The following is a 17,849-nucleotide window of genomic DNA, read 5'->3' on the forward strand; positions in this document are numbered from 1 at the left end:
GGCGCCGGGCCCGGCGCGCACCCCGCGGGCCGGGGCCGGCGCCCGGCGCTCAGCCCTCCGCGCCCGCCACGCCGTAGTCGGCCGCCGCGGCCGCCGTGAACGCCTCCTCGGCCACGACCATCCCGCCCTTGGCGTCGGCGTCCGGCCGCAGGATGAAGCTCTCCCGGGTCGACGGCTCGGCCGGGTCGGAGAAGTCGTGGGTGACGCCGAAGCCGCTGTCCATCGAGTCGATGGACAGCAGCGCCTCCGTGATTCCCTCGCGGCTCAGGTTCTTCGCCTTGCAGGCCCGCTTCAGCGCCTCGCCGAACAGGTCGGCCGCGGACCAGCCGGCGATGACGCCGGTGTCGAGCAGCTCGCCCGGGTACTCCTTCTCGTACGCCGCCGCCAGCTCCGCGGGCCCCGGCTCCGACGAGCCGATGGGCAGGGTGGAGGTGGAGACGTGGAAGTTCTTCAGCAGCGCGGGCCCGGCGGCGGTCTCCAGCAGCTGGGGGGCGAACGTCGGGTTGGAGCCCACGATCGGCACGTCGAGCCCGGAAGCCGCCGCCACACCCGCCAGCGACGCGGACTGCCGCGGCCCCGCGCTCATCAGGACCGCCGAGACCTCCGCCTTCGCGAGCGAGGTGACCTGGGCGGTCATGTCCTGGTCGGTCGCCTTGATCTTCTTGCCCACGACGGTGAGCCCGGCCGCCTCGGCCGCGTACTCGGAGCCGGCCAGCGCGTTCTCGCCGTAGTCGCCCTCGAAGTACACGTGGCCGATCCTGTCGCCCTTCCCGACGGCCCCCTCCCGGACCAGGAAGTCCACGGCGTTGATCATCTCCACGTCGTACGTGGCGCCGATCTGCCGGATGTTCTCGCTCCCCAGCAGCGTGGCCGACCACGCCTGCGGGATGACCAGCCCCTTGTCCCGGCCGTCGATGCGGTCCTTGACCGCGGCGACGTACGGCGAGCCGATGAACTGCGGGAAGCCCAGCACCTCCGGCTCCAGCTCGGTGTACGCGGAGACGGCCTTCTGCGGGTCGTAGCCGTGGTCCCGCACGGTCAGCTCCACCGTGCGGCCGCAGACGCCGCCGTCCGCGTTGAACCGCTCGAAGTACAGCTGCTGCGCCTGCGTCACGCTCTTGCCGAGGGTGGCGTACACGCCCGTCATGTCGGTGAGCACGCCGAGCGGGACGGTGGTCGCCGTCACCCCGTCGCCGACGCGCAGCCCCGATCCGCCGCCGTCGCCCTCGGCCGCGTCGTCGTCGGCCGCCTTGCCGCTGCAACCCGCCGCGGCGAGCGCCAGGGCCGCCGCGATCGCGGCGACCGCGGCCAGCCGCGGCCGTTGTCTACGCAGGGTGTGCTGGTGTCTGTGTCTGTACGGCGTCTTCAGCATCAGAGGGTTCCTCCTTCTCGGGGGTTCTGCGGCGGGGAGCGAGCCGGGCCAGGCCGCCGGGCAGGAAGAGCACGACCGCGACGACGGCGGCCCCGTACAGGTAGCGGGACGCCTCTCCGGGAGCGACGCCGCCGTCGCCGGTGGCGGAGACCAGGGGCAGCGACTCGCTGTAGCGCATGAAGACCTGCGGCAGCAGGGAGACGAAGGCGGCGCCCAGCACCGCGCCGGCGACCGAGCCGAGCCCGCCGACCACGATCATCGCCAGGTACTCCAGGGAGAGCACGAAGCCGAAGTACTCCGGCACCGTGCGCTGGAAGACCAGCGCGATCAGCACCCCGGCCAGCCCGGCGTACATGGACGACAGCACGAACACCCCGGCGCGCAGCCGCGCCACCGGCACGCCCATGACGCCCGCGGCGATCCGGTGGTCGCGCAGCGCGTTCATCGCCCGCCCGGGCCGGCCGCGCAGCACGCCGCGGGCGAACAGCGCGCCGGCGACGAGCAGCGCGAGGCCCACGTACCAGAGCTTCTCGGCGGCCCCGAACGGCACGTTGAGCAGCACGTCCTCGCTGTCGTCGAAGCGGTAGCCGAACAGCTCCAGCGGCGGCACGGCGCGGCCGTTGTAGCCGCCGGTCAGGTCGTCGGCGTTGAACAGCAGGTGCTGGCCGATGAAGATCAGCGCGAGCGTGGCGATGCCGAGGTACGCGCCGCTGAGCCGCCCCGCGATCGGGCTCAGCAGCCCGCCGGCGAGCCCCGCGAGCAGCACCGCGCCGGCCGCCGCGACCGTGGTGGGCAGCCCGAGGCCGGTGAGCCCGTCCTCGTCGCCGCCGGCAAGCGCGCAGTAGCCGTACGCGCCGACGGCGAGGAAGAAGGCGTGCCCGAGGGAGAGCTGCCCGGTGGCGCCGGTGAGCAGGTTGAGCCCGATGGCGCCGATGGCGGCGGCCATGGCGAACAGCCCGGCCTGGAGCCAGAACCGGTCGAGGTAGAACGGCAGCGCCAACGCCACGAGCAGGCCGGCGCCGGCCGCGGCGGGCCGGGCGTACCGGCGCAGGGCGCGGCGCGGGGCGGTGAGCGGCTCAGACACGGGTCAGCTCCCTCGTCCCGAAGAGCCCGGCGGGCCGCGCCAGCAGGACGAGCAGCATCACCAGGTACGGGGCCACGTCGCCGAGGCCGCGGCCGAGGAACGACAGCTCCGCCTGGTAGCCGGTGGCCATCGCCTCGGTGACGCCGACGATCAGCCCGCCGGCCAGCGCGCCCCCGGTGGAGTCGAGGCCGCCGATGATCGCGGCCGGGAACGCCTTGAACGCGGCGAAGGACGTGCTGCGCTCCAGCCCCGGGGTGGGGAAGACGGTGAGGAACAGCGCGGCGACGGCGGCCAGCGCGCCGGCCACCGCCCAGGCGGACAGCGACACGCGCCCGAGCCGTACGCCCATCAGCGCCGCGGCCTCGCGGTTCTCGGCGGCGGCCCGCATCGCCACGCCCCAGGAGGTGTAGCGGAAGGCGAGCAGGAAGGCCGTGATGAGCAGGGCCGCGGCGGCCAGCGCGGCGATGCGGGTCTGCGGCACGGTCACCGAGCCGAAGGTCAGGACCGCGTCGCCCCACGGGTCGCCGAGGGTCAGCACGTCGGTGCCGATGAGCCGGGTGAACTCGGTGAGCAGGACGATGTCGACGCCGATGGTGGCGATGGCGAGGACGCTGTGGTCACCGCCGCGGTAGCGGCGGATGACCAGGAACTCCACCAGTGCGCCGACGGTGGCGGCGCCGGCGATGCCGGCGGCGAGGGCCGGCCAGAAGCCGATGGGCCCGCTGAGCCGGGCGGCGAGGTAGCCGCCGGCGAGGAGGAGGGAGGCGTGGGCGAAGTTGACGACCTCGGTGGCCTTGAAGATGACGACGAAGCCGAGGGCGATGAGGGCGTAGACCGAGCCCGTGGAGAGCCCGCCGATGAGCAGCTCGACGAACGTGGTCACCGGTGCCCCCTCCCCGCCGCGGGCGCGGCGCCGTCCTCCGGGGCCGCCTCGCCGAGGTACGCGCGCACCACCTCGGGGTCGCGCTGCACCGCCTCGGGTGCGCCGCCGGCGATGCGGCGGCCGAAGTCGAGCACGGTCACCTCGTCGGCGAGCCGCATGACCACCCCCATGTCGTGTTCCACCAGGACGATCGAGATGCCGAGGCTGTCGCGGATCCCCGCGACCAGCGCGGCGGTGCGCCGCCGCGCCACCGGCGTCATGCCGGCCACCGGCTCGTCGAGCAGCAGCAGCCGCGGCTCGGTGCACAGGGCCCGGCCCAGCTCGACGAGCTTCCGCAGCCCGTACGGCAGCGTCCCGGCCGGGTGGTCGAGGTACGGCTCCAGGCCGGTGAACGCGGCGATCTCCCGCACCCGTGCGGCGTGCCGCGCCTCCTCGCGGGCGGCGGACGGCAGCCGCAGCCCGGCGGCGAGGAACCCGGCCCTCGTCAGCCGGTGCCGGCCGAGCATGAGGGTGTCGGAGACCGTGGCGTACGGGGGCAGGGCGAGGTTCTGGAAGGTGCGGGCCACGCCGAGACCGGCGATGCGGTGCGGGGGGAGGCCGGTCAGCTCGTGCCCGCCGAGCCGGACGCTGCCACAGGTCGCCCGGTAGACGCCGGAGAGCACGTTGAAGCAGGTGGACTTGCCGGCGCCGTTGGGCCCGATGACGGCGTGCACGCTGCCGGACCGCACGGTGAACGACACGTCGTCCAGCGCGGTGAGCCCGGCGAACCGCACGGTCAGCCCGGTCACGCGCAGTTCGGGGACGCCGGGCGCCGCCGGAACCGGGCCCGCAGGCTCCGCCGCGGGCCCGCCGGGCCCGGACGGCGGCTCCGGCGGTGGCCTGCGCGATCGGGGGGTGCCCCTCACGCCGGCCACCTCCCCAGCCGGGGTACGGACGTACTCACCGGCTCCGCGTCCCGCGCCGCGGTCTCGTCCACCACGCCCAGGTACCGCCGCCGCACCTCGTCCGACACCGCCAGCTCCGCCGCCGGGCCGGCGAGGGCCACCCGCCCGGTCTCCAGCACGTACGCCGACGACGCCAGCTTCAGGGCGACCGCCGCGTTCTGCTCGACCAGCAGCACCGAGGTGCCCTGCGCGTTGATCTCCCGGACGGTGTCCGCGATCCGGGCCGCCGCCATCGGCGCCAGCCCGAGCGTCGGCTCGTCGAGCAGCAGCAGCCGCGGCTCGGCCATCAGCGCCCGGCCGAGCGCCAGCATCTGCTGCTCGCCGCCCGACAGCAGCCCCGCGCGCTGCTGCGCCCGCCGGCGCAGCACGGGAAAGAGCCCGTGCACCCGGTCGAGCGCCGCGGCCCGGCGGTGCGCCCGGGCCCGCGCTCCGCCCCACGCCCGGTCCCGCTCCCCGCCGCGGGCGCGGCCCCGCGCGCCCCCGCGGGCGCCGAGCGCCCCGGCGCGCAGGTTGTCCGCCACGGTCATCCGCGCGAACACCTGGCGCCCCTCGGGCACCTGCACCACCCCGGCCGCGACCAGCTCCGCCGCCGCGAGGCCGTCGAGCCGCCGCCCGCCGAACGACACCGACCCGCCGCGCAGCGCGCCGCCGTGGAAGGCCAGCGTGCGCGAGACGGCCCGCAGCAGCGTGGACTTGCCGGCGCCGTTGCCGCCCAGCACCGCGACCACGGCGCCGTCCGGCACGTCGACCGATACGTCGACCAGCGCCCGCACCGGCCCGTAGCCGGCCGTCACGCCCTCGACCCGAAGGGACGCAGCCGTCATCGGCTCTCCTCTCCCGTGGAATAGGCGTTCACGACAGCACCGCCGCCCGCCGCCGTCCACGTCGGACGGCGGAATCGCTGCCGATGACCACCGCGTACGCCGATCCGTTGTGCACCGGCACAACGCGCTGCCATCGTGAGCGGATGGCTGCCCGCAGAGCGCGTTCGGACCATGACTGGGCGGTGCTCGCCAGTGCCTCGCAGGCCCTGACGGACCGCGTGCCGCTGCTCGCCGACCGGCTGCTCGACGAACTGGCGGAGAACTCGCCGCACTACGACCTGGCCGTGCCGCGCGACGAGCACTGGGAGCAGATCTGCGTGGCCCTGCGCTACGGCATCGAGGCCATCGCCGCCTCCCGCTCCGCGCCCCGCCGCGACCTCGCGTACGCGCGGGAGCTGGGCCGCCGCCGGGCGGAGCAGGGGCTGCCGCTGGAGCTGCTGCACCAGGCGTACCGGCAGGCGGCGTACCTGGTCTGGGACGAGATGCTCGACGTCGTCGCCGACGACGACCCGGGTTCGCTGCCGGTGCTGCTGCGCACCGCGACGCAGATGTGGTCGGGGGTGGACCGGCAGACGGCGACGCTGACCGACGCCTACCGCGCCACGGAGCGGGAGCTCCAGCGCCGCACGGACGGCCGCGGGCAGGCGCTGCTGGACGCCCTGCTCGACGCGGGCGACCGCGACGCGGACCCGGCCCTGGTGCAGCGCGCGGCGGCGGCGCTGGACCTGCCGGAGGCGGGGCGCTACGCGGTGGTGGTGCTGCGCTCGGAGCACCCCGGCCCGGGCGTGCCGGTGGAGCCCGGCGGCATGCGGTTCTTATGGCGGATGCGTACGGACGTGGAGCTGGCCGTCGTCGCCCTCGGCGCCGCCGCCACCCCGGCGGATCTGCAGCACGCCCTGCGGGCGCGCTGCCCCGGCCCCGGCGGCATCAGCCCCGTCGTCGGCGGCCTGGCGAAGCTCGGCCACGCCCGCCGCCAGGCGGAGCTGGCCCTCAGCACGGTGGGCCCGGGCGGCGCGGACTCCATCGTCCGCCTGGCCGAGCGCCTCCCGGCGGCCCTGGTGGTCAGCCGCCCGGAGCTGGCGGGGCTGCTCGTCTCCGAGGTCTTCGGCGAGCTGCTCCGCCTGGAGGCGCCGGACCGGGCGACGCTGCTGGAGACGCTGGAGGCGTGGCTCTCCTGCGGCGGCTCCGCGGGCCGCACGGCGACGCGGCTGTACTGCCACCGCAACACGGTCTTCAACCGCCTGCGGCGGCTGGAGCAGCTGACGTCGCGCTCGCTGTCGCACCCGCGCGACCTCATCGAGCTGATGCTGGCGCTGGAGGCGTACTGGCGCGGCTAGGCGGGCGGGGGCGGGCGGGCTCGGTCAGAGGGGCGCGGTCAGAGGAAGTCGCGGGCCAGCGACTCCGCCACCGACTCCAGCAGCGCGCCCGCGTTCGCCATCGACCGCTCCACGTCCGGCTCCAGCGCCGCCAGCGCGTACGCCCGCTCGATCCCCGCGCCCCGCAGCGCGGCCTCGTCGATCGACAGCCCTCCGCACACCGCCACCACCGGCTTCCCCGCCGCCCGCGCCGCCGCCGCGACGCCCGCCGGGGCCTTGCCGTGCAGCGTCTGCCGGTCCAGCGACCCCTCCCCCGTGATCACGAGGTCCGCCCGCGCGAGGGCGGCCGCGAAGCCGAGGACGTCGAGCAGCACCTCGATCCCGGGCCGGAAGACCGCGCCGAGCCCGAGGAGCGCCCCGTAGCCGATGCCGCCCGCGGCGCCCGCGCCCGGCTGCCGGGCCAGCCGGGCCGCCCGCGGGCCGACGGCCTGCTCCAGCACCCGCACGTAGTGCGCGAGCGCCGCGTCCAGCGCCTCGACGTCCGCGGCGCTCGCGCCCTTCTGCGGCCCGTAGACCGCCGGCGCCCCGGTCGGGCCGGTCAGCGGGTTGTCGACGTCGCTGGCGAGGATCAGCTCGACGTCGGCGAACCGCGGGTCGACGCCGCTCAGGTCGGCCCGCGCCAGGTCCGCCAGCGGCCCGCCTCCCGGCCCGACCGGCTCCCCCGCCGCGTCGCGGAGGTCGGCGCCGAGCGCCGTGAGCATGCCGGCGCCGCCGTCCGTGGTCGCGCTGCCGCCGACGCCGAAGACGACGGTGCGCGCCCCGGCGTCGAGCGCCGCGCGGAGGAGTTCGCCGCTGCCGTACGTGGTGGCGGTGCGCGGCGCGAAGCGGCCGGGGGGCAGCAGTTGCAGCCCGGACGCCTCGGCCATCTCGACGACCGCCGTGCCGTCGCGCAGCGCGTACGCCGCCGTGACCGGTTCGCCGAGCGGCCCGGTGACCCGCGCCTCGCGGCGTGCGAAACCGGCGGCCAGGGCGGCGGCGACGGTGCCGTCGCCGCCGTCGGCGACGGGCAGCGCCTCGACGGCGAGGTCCGGCGCGACCCGGTGCAGGCCCGCGGCCACCCGCCGGGCGACCTGCTCCGCGGTCAGGGAGCCCTTGAACTTGTCGGCCGCGATCAGCACCCGGGTCACCGTTCCGTGCGTCACTTGCCACCCCTCGCTCTGGTCGGTCGGTCCTGGTCACGCCGCTGCGACCCTATCCTCAAGCCGCCGGATCGCGTACGGGCCCGGGGCCGGCGGAGGCGCCGGCCCCGGGCCCGTACGGCCACTGCCACGACCGCTGCCGCGGCTCGCGCCTCAGCCGTCGCCCCGCTCCAGCACGAGCAGCTGCTTCTTGCGGTCGATGCCGCCGCCGTAGCCGGTGAGGCTGCCGTTGGCGCCGACGACGCGGTGGCAGGGGACGATGATCCCGACGGGGTTGCGGCCGTTGGCCATGCCGACGGCGCGGGAGGCGGCCGGGTTGCCGACGCGCTCGGCGAGTTCTCCGTAGGAGATGGTCTCGCCGTACGGGATCTGCCGCAGCTGCTCCCACACCCGCCGCTGGAACGGCGTGCCGGCCAGCCGCAGCGGCAGGTCGAAGTCGGTGCGCTCGCCCGCGAAGTACGCCGTGAGCTGCGCGGTCGCCGCCGCGAACGGCGGGTCGGCGGGGTCGGCGGGGGTGCCGAAGGTCTCGTCGGCGGGGCGGTGGCGCTGGTCGGTCATGTAGAGCCCGGTGAGGTCGTCGCCCTCGGCGACGAGGGTGAGGGGCCCTACGGGGCTGTCGACGGTGGTGTGTGTGCGCATGTCCTTCACTCCGTGGGCATCAGGTTGATCGGGTGGTCGCCGGCGGGCGGCGCCGCCCAGAGGTACTGCACGGCGTACGCGCGCCAGGGCCGCCAGGCGGCCGAGTGGCGGACGAGCGCCGCGGGGCTGCCGGGCAGCCCGAGACCGGCGGCGGCCTTGCGGACGCCGAGGTCGGTGGCCGGGAAGGCGTCGGGGTCGCCGAGCGCGCGCATGGCGACGACCTCGACGGTCCAGGGGCCGATGCCGGGCAGCTCGGCGAGCCGGTGGCGGGCCTGTTCCCAGTCGCTGCCGCCGCCGAGGTCGAGGTCGCCGGCGGCGAGGGCGGCGACGAGCGCGGTGAGGGTGGTGCGCCGGCTGCGCGGCATGGCCAGCGCCTCGGGGTCGAGCCCGGCGAGGGCCCCGGGTTCGGGGAAGAGGTGGGTGAGGCCGCCTTCGGCGTCCTCGACCTCCGTGCCGTACGAGGTCACCAGCCGGCCCGCGTGCGTGCGCGCCGCGGCGGTGGAGACCTGCTGGCCGAGGACGGCCCGTACGGCGAACTCGGCGCCGTCCGTGGTGCGCGGCACCCGCCGGCCGGGCGCCTTGGCGATCAGCTCGGCGAGCTGGGGGTCGCGGGCGAGCTGTTCGTCGACGGCGACGGGGTCGGCGTCGAGGTCGAGCAGCCGGCGGCAGCGGGTGATGGCGATGGCCAGGTCCCGCTGGTCGGTGAGGGCGAGCCGGGTCGCGACGTGGTCCGGGCGGGGCGTGAGCGAGGCGATGCCGTGCCCGTACGGCAGCCGCAGCGTGCGCCGGTACGCGCCGCCGCGCCACTCCTCCACGCCGGGCACCGCGGTGGCGGCGAGGTGGCCGAAGAGGTTGTCGGGGGTCAGCGGCTGCCGGAAGGGCAGCCGGAGGGAGATCACGCCGGGGGCGGTGCTGCCCGTACTGTCCCTGCCGGCGCGGCCGCGGGCGGCGCGGCGGCGCAGTTCGGTGGGGGCGAGCGCGAAGACCTCCTGGACGGTGTCGTTGAAGGTGCGGATGGAGGAGAAGCCGGCGGCGAAGGCGACGTCGCCCATCGGCAGCGGCGACGTCTCGATGAGCACGCGCGCGGTCTGCGCGCGCTGGGCCCGGGCGAGCGCGAGGGGGCCGGCGCCGAGTTCGGCGCGGAGCTGGCGTTCGACCTGCCGGGTGCTGTAGCCGAGCCGGGCGGCGAGACCGGCGACGCCGTCGCGGTCGACGACGCCGTCGGCGATGAGCCGCATGGCGCGGGCGGTGAGGTCGGCCCGGTGGTTCCACTCCGGGGAGCCGGGGCTGGTGTCGGGGCGGCACCGCTTGCAGGCGCGGAAGCCGGCCTGCTGGGCGGCGGCCGCGCTGGGGTAGAACCGCATGTTCTGCGGCTTGGGCGGGACGACGGGGCAGCTGGGCCGGCAGTAGATGCCGGTGGTCAGGACCCCGGTGAAGAACCAGCCGTCGAAGCGGGCGTCCTTGGACTGGACGGCCCGTACGCAGCGCTCCGTGTCGGTGAACATGACTCCAGCGTCGGGCACCGCGGGGTCGAATGCTAGCGAGAATCCGACATCACGATGCGGCTGCGCTGGCGTCCCGCGACCCGCCCGCGACCCGCCCCGGGGACCGCCTGGCGCGGGCCCCGGAAGCCGGGGACCGGCCCGCCGTCAGCGGGACCGCGTCAGCGTACGGAACACCGCCCGGGCCGCGTTGTGGCCGCCCATCCCGTGCACCCCCGGCCCCGGGTACGTCGACGACGAGCACAGGAACACCCGCGGGTGGACCGTCGCCCACGGCACCCGGGCGAGCCGCGGGCGCAGCAGCGTCTGGGTGCCGGAGAAGGCGCCGCCGGCGATGTCGCCGCCGACGTAGTTGGCGTTGCGCGCGGCGAGCGTGGGCGGTCCCGCGGTGGCGCGGGCCAGCACCAGGTCGCGGAAGCCGGGCGCGAAGCGCTCCAGCTGCCGTTCGATGGCGTCGGTGGCGTCGCCCTCCCAGCTGTTGGGCACGTGCCCGTAGACCCAGAAGGTGTGCTTGCCGGCCGGCGCCCGCGTGGGGTCGGCGATCGTGGGCTGGCAGGCGATGAGGAACGGCACGGCGGGCTCGACCCCGTGCACGGCGGCGTCGAGCGCCGCGCCGATCTCGCCCTCCGTCGGTCCGACGTGCACCGTCGTGGCGCGCCGCGCCGCCGGCGAGGTCCAGGGCACGGGCCCGTCCAGGGCGTAGTCGATCTTGAAGACGGAGGGCCCGTAGCGGAAGCCGTCGTACGCGCCGCCGAGCCCGGCGATGCGCGCCAGCGCGGTCGGGGAGGTGTCGAAGACGTACGCGCGCGCGGGCGGCAGTTCGTCGAGCCGCTTCACCTCGATCCCGGTGTGGATCTCGCCGCCCAGCGCGCGCAGATACCCGGCGAGCGCGTCGGAGATCGCCTGGGAACCGCCGCGGGCCACCGGCCAGCCGACGGCGTGGCCGGCGAGGGCGAAGGCCAGCGCCATGGCCGCGGTCACCGGCGTGCGCAGCGGGGCGATGGAGTGGGCGGCGAGGCCGGCGATCAGGCCGCGGGCGTGCGCGCCCTGGAAGCGGCGGTTGAGCAGCGACGCGGGCATGGCGCACTGGCCGAGGCGCAGGAGGGTGACGGGGTCGCGGGGCACGGACCGCAGCGAGGCGGTGAAGAAGTCCCGGGACAGCGTCTCCCACTTGCCGAGGAACGGCTCGACGAGCCGCCGGTAGACACCGGCGTCGGAGCTGCCGAGCGACATCGCCGTCTCACCCACGGAGCGGGAGAGCACGGCCGCGGTGCCGTCGGGGAAGGGGTGCGCCATGGGCAGTTCGCCGTGCACCCACTGAAGGCCGTACTCGGCCAGCGGGAGTTCGTTGAACACCGGGGAGCCCGCCCCGAAGGGGTGGGCGGCGGAGCAGGGGTCGTGCCGGAAGCCCGGCAGGGTCAGCTCGGCGGTGCTCGCCCCGCCGCCGATGGTGTCGCGGGCCTCGAAGACCTCGGTCGTGAAACCCCGTCGGGCGAGTTCGACGGCGGCGGTCAGCCCGTTCGGCCCCGCGCCCACGACCACCACGTCGACCAGCGTCGTCATCCGCCTCGCCACTCCCGTCGTCGCTGCCCGGGGTTGACGGCCCGCGTCAGGGGACCGCCCCGGGTACGCCCCGGCCTGGTCCGGCCAGCAGGGCAAGGATATGACGCGCCGTTTCGGCGTCCCGCGCCGCGGTGAAGGGAAGGGCGTTGCCGCCGGCCACCCGGAACGGCTCCCCCGCGACGGTCCCGCTCGCGCCGCCCGCCTCGGCGACGAGAAGCAGGCCCGCGGCGTGGTCCCAGGGCTTCTCCCAGGAGAACGCCACCGCGTCGATCTCGCCCCGGGCCACGGAGAGGTAGTCGTGGCCGGCGGACCCGCAGGGCCGGGCCCGTACCCCGGGTACGTCGAGGCGGGCCAGGGCGCGCTTCTCGGCGTCGGTGGTGAAGTCGTGGTGGGAGATGCCGACCACCAGCTCCTGCCCGGGCTCGGGCACACCGGCGCGCAGCTCCTCGCCGCCGACGACGTGCGCGCCGGCGCCGCGCCGGGCGACGGCCATGAGGTCCTTGGCCGGCAGGTACGTCCAGGAGGCCAGCACCTCGCCGCGGTGCGCGAGCGCGACGAGCATGCAGAACCCGGGCTCGCCCCGCACGAACTGCCGGGTCCCGTCGACGGGGTCCACCACCCACACGGGCCCGTCCCCCCGCAGCACCGCCAGCCGCCCGGGGTCCGCGTGCACGCCCTCCTCGCCGACGAGGGCGGACCCGGGCAGCAGCGCCGTCAGCGAGCGCTCCAGATGCGCCTCGGCCGCCTGGTCGGCGACGGTGACCAGGTCGTGCGGCCCGTCCTTCTGGATGATCTCGTCCGCGCCGAGCCGCCGGAACCGCGGCATGACCTCCTCGGCCGCCGCCTTGCGCAGGGCGTCCTCGACCCGGTCGAGGGCGTCGGCGGAGGCCACGAAGTCGTCGATCATATGTCCATCGAACCACGCGGGGGCACCGGACGCGGAACCGGCGCGGACGCGCTCGCCCGGCGGCCTCCGCGCGGTGCCGGGGACCGGTCCCCACCTGCCTGTGACAGCGTTGTCGCCTGCCGGAGCCCGGCCGGGTCGCGGTGGCACCACGCTGCCGGAACGCACCCCACCGACGCGGCCGCGGTCCGGCACGCACCATCGCCCTGCACGACCTCGCGACATTCTCCCGCAACCGTCCAGTATCAGGTCGCTGCACCGTGGCTGACCTGGTGCTTTCAACCACAGTGAGGCCCTGTGAGACAACTGTATCGTGCGTTCCTGGTGGGCTTGTTAGCCCTGGGACTCTCGGCTGTCTACAACCCCGTCGCGTCGGCAGAGCCGGGTTCCCGGCTACCGATCGCGGACGTTCTGGCCAGCGCCGACGACGGCAACGTGGCCGCCAACACCCTGGACAACGATCTGAGCACCCGCTGGTCCGCCGAAGGCGACGGGGTGTGGATCCGCTACGACCTCGGCTCGGCACAGACCATCGGCTCGACCTCCCTCGCCTGGCACAAGGGAGACACCAGGCAGAGCACCTTCGACGTCGAGGTGTCCGACGACGGATCAACGTGGACACCCGTCCTGACAAGCAAGCGGAGCAGCGGCACCACGCTCCAACCGGAGAACTACGACTTCGCCGACACCTCCGCCCGCTACCTGCGCATCGTCGGCCACGGCAACACCGGCAACGACTGGACCAGCATCACCGAGACAGCGATCTACGGGGCCGACGGCAGCGGCCCCTCCTGTAACTACCCGGCCGACGTGCTGGACCTGACGAACTGGTACATCGGGCTGCCGATCGGCGACGAGGAGTCGCCGACCAACGTCGAACAGCCGGAACTCGACTCGTTCTCGATCGACCCGTGGTTCACCACGACGGAGAACTGCGACGCCGTCCGGTTCCGCGCCGCCGTCAACGGCGTCACCACCAGCGGCTCCAGCTACCCCCGCTCGGAACTGCGCGAGATGACGGACTCGGGGCAGACCAAGGCGAGCTGGTCGTCGACGTCCGGCAGGCACACGATGGTGATCGACCAGGCCATCACGGATCTCCCCGAGGACAAGCCGGAGGTCGTCGCCGGGCAGATCCACGACTCCGACGACGACGTCTCGGTCTTCCGCCTGGAGGGCGAGAAGCTCTACGTCACCAGTCCTGACGACAGCAACTACAAGCTGGTGGACGAGAACTACGAGCTGGGCACGAGGTTCCAGGCGAAGTTCGTGGTCAGCGACGGCGAGATCAAGGCGTACTACAACGGCGAGCTGCAGACCACGCTCTCGGAGGACTTCTCCGGCGCCTACTTCAAGGCGGGCGCGTACACCCAGGCCAACTGCGAACGCTCGTCGCCGTGCAGCGACGACAACTACGGCCAGGTGGAGATCTACGGACTGAACGTCACCCACGACGACGGCCAGGACACCGAAGACCCGGCCCAGGCGGCCGAGCGGTACGGCTGGGGCGACCCGATGCCGATCTCCGACGAGTTCGACTACACCGGCCCGGTGGACCCCGCGAAGTGGGACGTGCCCTCGGGCAGCGTCGGCGGCACGGCCCAGTGCTGGGAAGGGCACGCCGGAAACGGCCGCCGGTGCGGGAAGAACAGCACCGTCGCGGACGGGATCCTCACCATGCGCGGCGAGGAGAACGGCGACACGGGATGGATCAGGCAGAACCTCGACACCCAGTACGGCCGCTGGGAGATCCGGTCGCGCTCGCGGAACACCGGATCGGAGGGCGGCCTCTACCATCCCCTGCACCTGATCTGGCCCACCGCCGGCGACCGGCTGGAGAACGGGGAGTACGACTGGGTCGAGTACACCAACCCCGACGCGCAGTGCCTCGGGGCGTGGCTGCACTACCCGCAGAGCCCCACGGACGAGAAGGTGCACCGCGAGCTCTGCCCCGTGGACATGACGCAGTGGCACAACTTCGCGTTCGAATGGACGCCGGACGCGCTGGTCGGCTACGTCGACGGTGAGGAGTGGTTCCGGCTGGCGGACGGCGCGAACTCCGAGCGCGGGAACATCCAGTCCATGCCGCTGGGCAACCTCGTCATCCAGCTCGACAACTTCACCGGCGACAGCGGTCTGCGCCCGGCGGTCTTCGAAGTCGACTGGGTCCGGACGTATCCCGTCACCCCCGACGACGGCGGCGGCACTCCGGGGACCCCGGTGCCGGTGACGGACGTCGTGGCCAGCACCGACGACGGCAACGTGGCCGCCAACACCCTCGACGGCGACCTGAGCACCCGGTGGTCCGCCGAAGGCGACGGCGTCTGGATCCGCTACGACCTCGGCTCGGCCCAGACCATCGGCTCCACCTCCCTGGCCTGGCACCAGGGAAACACCAGAACCAGCTCGTTCGACGTCGAGGTGTCCGACGACGGGTCGTCGTGGACACCGGTCCTGACGGGCAGGAACAGCAGCGGCACCACACTCCAGCCCGAGAACTACGACTTCGCCGACGTCTCCGCCCGCTATCTGCGCGTCGTCGGCCACGGCAACACCAGCAACGACTGGACCAGCATCACCGAGACGGCGGTCTACGGCGCCGACGGCGGGGGCGGCGGGGATCCGGACCCGGGCCCGGGCCGCACCGTCCCGGTCGCGGACTCGGACCAGTTGCAGGACGCGCTGGGGGACGCGCGCGCCGGTGACCGCATCGTGCTCGCGGACGGTCAGTACTCGATCGGCGAGATGTCCGGCAGGAACGGGACGGCCGACCAGCCCATCACCGTCGTCGCGGAGAACCGCGGCCAGGCGGTGATCGACGACGGGCAGTTGGAGGTGGCCGACTCCTCGTACGTCACCTTCGAGGGTCTGAAGTGGACGAACAGCGACACGTTGAAGGTCACCGGCTCGAACCACGTGCGGCTGACCCGCAACCACTTCCGGCTCACCGAGGAGTCCTCGCTGAAGTGGGTGATCATCCAGGGTGAGAACAGCCACCACAACCGGATCGACCACAACCTGTTCGAGGAGAAGCACGAGCGGGGCAACTTCATCACCATCGACGGGTCCGAGACCCAGCAGTCGCAACACGACCGCATCGACCACAACCACTTCCGCGACATCGGCCCCCGCGCGGACAACGAGATGGAGGCCGTCCGGATCGGCCAGAGCGCAATCTCGCAGTCGAGCGGATTCACCGTCGTGGAGTCGAACCTCTTCGAGAACTGCGACGGCGATCCGGAGATCGTCTCCGTGAAGAGCAACGACAACATCGTCCGCTACAACACGTTCCGCACCTCGCAGGGCGTGCTGTCGCAGCGGCACGGGAACCGCGGCTCCTTCTACGGCAACCACTTCCTCGGCGAGGGCAAGGAGGGAACCGGAGGAATCCGGATCTACGGCCAGGACCACAAGATCTACAACAACTACTTCGAGGGCCTGACGGGCTCCGGCTACGACGCCGCGCTCCAGATCGACGGCGGCGACGTGGACGACTCGGGCGCGCTGAACGCGCACTGGCGCGTCTACCGGGCGGTCGTCGTGAACAACACCTTCGTGGACAACGTGTCGAACATCGAGATCGGCGCCAACTACGACCTCGCGCCGGTCGACTCGGTCATCGCCGACAACGTGGTCACCGGAGACCAGGGCAAGCTGATCAACGAACTCATGACGCCGGAGGACATGACCTACGCCGGCAACATCGCGTGGCCGACCGGATCGGCCACCGTCGGCGTCGACGAGCCCTCCGACGCCGTCCGTACCGTCGATCCGCTGCTGTCCCCCGACGGGCCGCTGCACCGGATCGGCGCCGGAAGCCCGGCGATCGACGGCGGCACCGGCGGCTACGGGTTCGTCACCGACGACATGGACGGCCAGGCCCGCACCGGCGTCGTCGACGTCGGAGCCGACGAGCGGTCGTCGTCGGCCGTCACGCGAGCCCCGCTGACCGCGGCCGACGTCGGTCCCAGCGCCACGTAGGACGCGCGGAACGACCGGTGGCGGCCCGGCCCGCCACCGGTCGTTCCCGTCTCGCGCCGGGCAGCCCTCCCCGGGCGCAGGGGATCCCCGGGGAGACGCACGTGAACGATCTCGACGCCCTCTTGGATCCACCATCCGCGAGACCACCCTTACGGAGGCAACCGGGGCAGAAGTCCGTACGCCGGCCGCGAAGAAAATCTGTCGTGGCCGCAGTAGACATCGAACCGTCGCAGTGCTAACGTTTCTCTCGTAGCCAGGAAGTCAAAGAGGGCACGGAGACATGAACTGCCGTGCATAGCAGGACCAGCAGTACGACCGAGAAACCGAAGGAAGAAGGAGCAGACGCCATCAGGATCGCCCGGGCGAGGACGACGTCCGCCCGGGTACCGCAGGCCCCGGATTGGAAGGTGGTCCCCGGTCACGCATCCGCGATCCCCGCAGTCCGCCCGTTCGAGGGCACCTGCGGACACAGAGGCCGGCGCAGTCAGCCGGTAGATGGTGTTGAACGCTCGGGGCCCGGGTGCCAGGACGGCATCCGGGCCCCCCGACGTGCCGTAGAAAGAAGAGGTATATGCCCCCTGCCGACGCCCGACCCGTCATCCCCCTCGATGACGACGACTACCCCGCCTACACCATGGGCCGGGCCGCCGAGATGCTCGGCACCACCCCCGCCTTCCTCCGCGCCCTCGGCGAACAACGGCTGATCACCCCCCTGCGCTCCGAAGGCGGCCACCGCCGCTACTCCCGCTACCAGCTGCGCATCGCCGCCCGCGCCCGGGAGCTCGTCGACAACGGCACCGCCATCGAAGCGGCCTGCCGCATCATCATCCTCGAAGACCAGCTCGAAGAAGCCCAGCGCATCAACGACCGGCTGCGCGCCCAGGACGGCGACGATCCGCAGCCGCAGACACCCACCTGACCCGGCCGGCGGCCGCCGCGCAGGATCCGCTGCTCGACGATCCGCACCACCGGCCGCCTCCTCAACCCCATGCCGGAGCGGGGCGCGGGGAGTTCACGGCCGTGGAAGACTGAGGCGCATGCGAAGGCGGATGGCACGAGGAGCGGCATCCTGGGCGGGCCCGTTGGTGCTGCTGGTCGTCGGATGCTCGACGTCGGCCTCACCCCAGCCGGATTCGCCCTCCCCATCGGCCAGTCGGCCGCACGCTTCCGGCACGACGCAGGCGGACTGCCCCCGCACCGCACCGGTCCCCTCCGGCTCCGTGCCGGCCGCCGTGCGTGACTTCGACAAGCAGGGCAAATGGTACGGCGCCGACGACCTGTGGGTGGCCAGACCCGACCTGCTGGATCACCCGGGTGAACGCGCAGAGGGGTACCGCACGAAGTACGCGTCAATCACGCTCGACGCTCAGGGGCGGGTGACCGACCGGAAGGGCGCTCCGCGCGTCGACGTCGAACGACTGGACCGATCCGGCAGCGGGCGCGGCGGTACCGGTGGATATGCCACCGCGGACGGCGGCCGGCGGTGGTGGCCGACGGTCGTCGACTTCCCCGGGACCGGCTGCTGGGAGGTGACCGAAACACTCGGTTCCACCGAGGTCCGATTCACCGTGCCTGTCCCAGCACGCTGAGCACGTCCGTGCTCCAGGGGGCTGGAGCGCGGGGCACGCCGCGTCCGCA

At 73.9% G+C, this 17,849-nt stretch carries 14 protein-coding genes; 4 read left to right on the forward strand and 10 right to left on the reverse strand.

The annotated features are described in order from the left end of the window. Nucleotides 1–49: 49 nt before the first annotated feature. From ACHZ99_RS09250 to ACHZ99_RS09270, 5 genes are all read right to left on the reverse strand, one after another. Nucleotides 50–1,372, reverse strand: coding sequence for an ABC transporter substrate-binding protein (locus tag ACHZ99_RS09250; protein WP_420303918.1), 1,323 nt, complete (start codon nucleotides 1,370–1,372; stop codon nucleotides 50–52). Then, entirely contained in the window at nucleotides 1,326–2,456 is a 1,131-nt protein-coding gene (locus tag ACHZ99_RS09255) for a branched-chain amino acid ABC transporter permease (protein ID WP_420303919.1), read from the reverse strand. The genes ACHZ99_RS09250 and ACHZ99_RS09255 overlap by 47 nt, the downstream gene beginning before the upstream one ends. Next, on the reverse strand, nucleotides 2,449–3,339 hold the full coding sequence (locus ACHZ99_RS09260) for a branched-chain amino acid ABC transporter permease (RefSeq protein ID WP_420303920.1): 891 nt from the start codon (nucleotides 3,337–3,339) through the stop codon (nucleotides 2,449–2,451). The genes ACHZ99_RS09255 and ACHZ99_RS09260 overlap by 8 nt, the downstream gene beginning before the upstream one ends. After that, nucleotides 3,336–4,133, reverse strand: a complete 798-nt coding sequence (locus ACHZ99_RS09265; protein WP_420304032.1) for an ABC transporter ATP-binding protein — start codon at nucleotides 4,131–4,133, stop codon at nucleotides 3,336–3,338. The genes ACHZ99_RS09260 and ACHZ99_RS09265 overlap by 4 nt, the downstream gene beginning before the upstream one ends. 107 nt (nucleotides 4,134–4,240) lie before the next feature. Continuing rightward, a complete protein-coding gene (locus ACHZ99_RS09270) occupies nucleotides 4,241–5,107 on the reverse strand; it encodes an ABC transporter ATP-binding protein (RefSeq protein ID WP_420303921.1) in 867 nt (288 codons plus the stop codon). A gap of 143 nt (nucleotides 5,108–5,250) precedes the next feature. Between ACHZ99_RS09270 and ACHZ99_RS09275 the strand changes: the two genes are divergently transcribed. Next, complete coding sequence (locus ACHZ99_RS09275) at nucleotides 5,251–6,444, forward strand: PucR family transcriptional regulator (RefSeq protein WP_420303922.1); 1,194 nt, start codon at nucleotides 5,251–5,253, stop codon at nucleotides 6,442–6,444. 38 nt (nucleotides 6,445–6,482) lie between these two features. Here ACHZ99_RS09275 and ACHZ99_RS09280 read toward each other — a convergent pair whose 3' ends face one another. The 5 genes from ACHZ99_RS09280 to ACHZ99_RS09300 form a co-directional block, all read right to left on the reverse strand. After that, nucleotides 6,483–7,610: a glycerate kinase gene (locus tag ACHZ99_RS09280; RefSeq protein ID WP_420304033.1), complete on the reverse strand. Its 1,128-nt coding sequence runs from the start codon at nucleotides 7,608–7,610 to the stop codon at nucleotides 6,483–6,485. A gap of 165 nt (nucleotides 7,611–7,775) precedes the next feature. Beyond that, nucleotides 7,776–8,261: a methylated-DNA--[protein]-cysteine S-methyltransferase gene (locus ACHZ99_RS09285; RefSeq protein WP_420303923.1), complete on the reverse strand. Its 486-nt coding sequence runs from the start codon at nucleotides 8,259–8,261 to the stop codon at nucleotides 7,776–7,778. 5 nt (nucleotides 8,262–8,266) lie between these two features. After that, nucleotides 8,267–9,766 carry an AlkA N-terminal domain-containing protein gene (locus tag ACHZ99_RS09290; RefSeq protein ID WP_420303924.1) on the reverse strand — a complete coding sequence of 500 codons (1,500 nt, stop codon included), beginning with the start codon at nucleotides 9,764–9,766 and terminating at the stop codon, nucleotides 8,267–8,269. A 144-nt stretch (nucleotides 9,767–9,910) separates the two neighbouring features. After that, entirely contained in the window at nucleotides 9,911–11,326 is a 1,416-nt protein-coding gene (locus ACHZ99_RS09295; protein ID WP_420303925.1) for a phytoene desaturase family protein, read from the reverse strand. A gap of 46 nt (nucleotides 11,327–11,372) precedes the next feature. After that, nucleotides 11,373–12,233, reverse strand: coding sequence for an inositol monophosphatase family protein (locus ACHZ99_RS09300; RefSeq protein ID WP_420303926.1), 861 nt, complete (start codon nucleotides 12,231–12,233; stop codon nucleotides 11,373–11,375). Nucleotides 12,234–12,527: 294 nt separating this feature from the next. Here ACHZ99_RS09300 and ACHZ99_RS09305 point away from each other — a divergent pair, with 294 nt between their 5' ends. From ACHZ99_RS09305 to ACHZ99_RS09315, 3 genes are all read left to right on the forward strand, one after another. Next, a complete protein-coding gene (locus ACHZ99_RS09305; protein WP_420303927.1) occupies nucleotides 12,528–16,211 on the forward strand; it encodes a chondroitinase-B domain-containing protein in 3,684 nt (1,227 codons plus the stop codon). A 571-nt stretch (nucleotides 16,212–16,782) separates the two neighbouring features. Beyond that, nucleotides 16,783–17,130: a MerR family transcriptional regulator gene (locus tag ACHZ99_RS09310; RefSeq protein ID WP_420303928.1), complete on the forward strand. Its 348-nt coding sequence runs from the start codon at nucleotides 16,783–16,785 to the stop codon at nucleotides 17,128–17,130. Between the two features lie 301 nt (nucleotides 17,131–17,431). Continuing rightward, nucleotides 17,432–17,800 (forward strand): hypothetical protein, encoded by a 369-nt coding sequence (locus tag ACHZ99_RS09315; RefSeq protein ID WP_420303929.1) that lies wholly within the window; start codon nucleotides 17,432–17,434, stop codon nucleotides 17,798–17,800. The last annotated feature ends 49 nt before the right edge of the window (nucleotides 17,801–17,849 follow it).

Origin of the sequence: Streptomyces sp. MAR4 CNX-425 (assembly GCF_048656465.1) — a bacterium.
Lineage (GTDB): Bacteria > Actinomycetota > Actinomycetes > Streptomycetales > Streptomycetaceae > Streptomyces.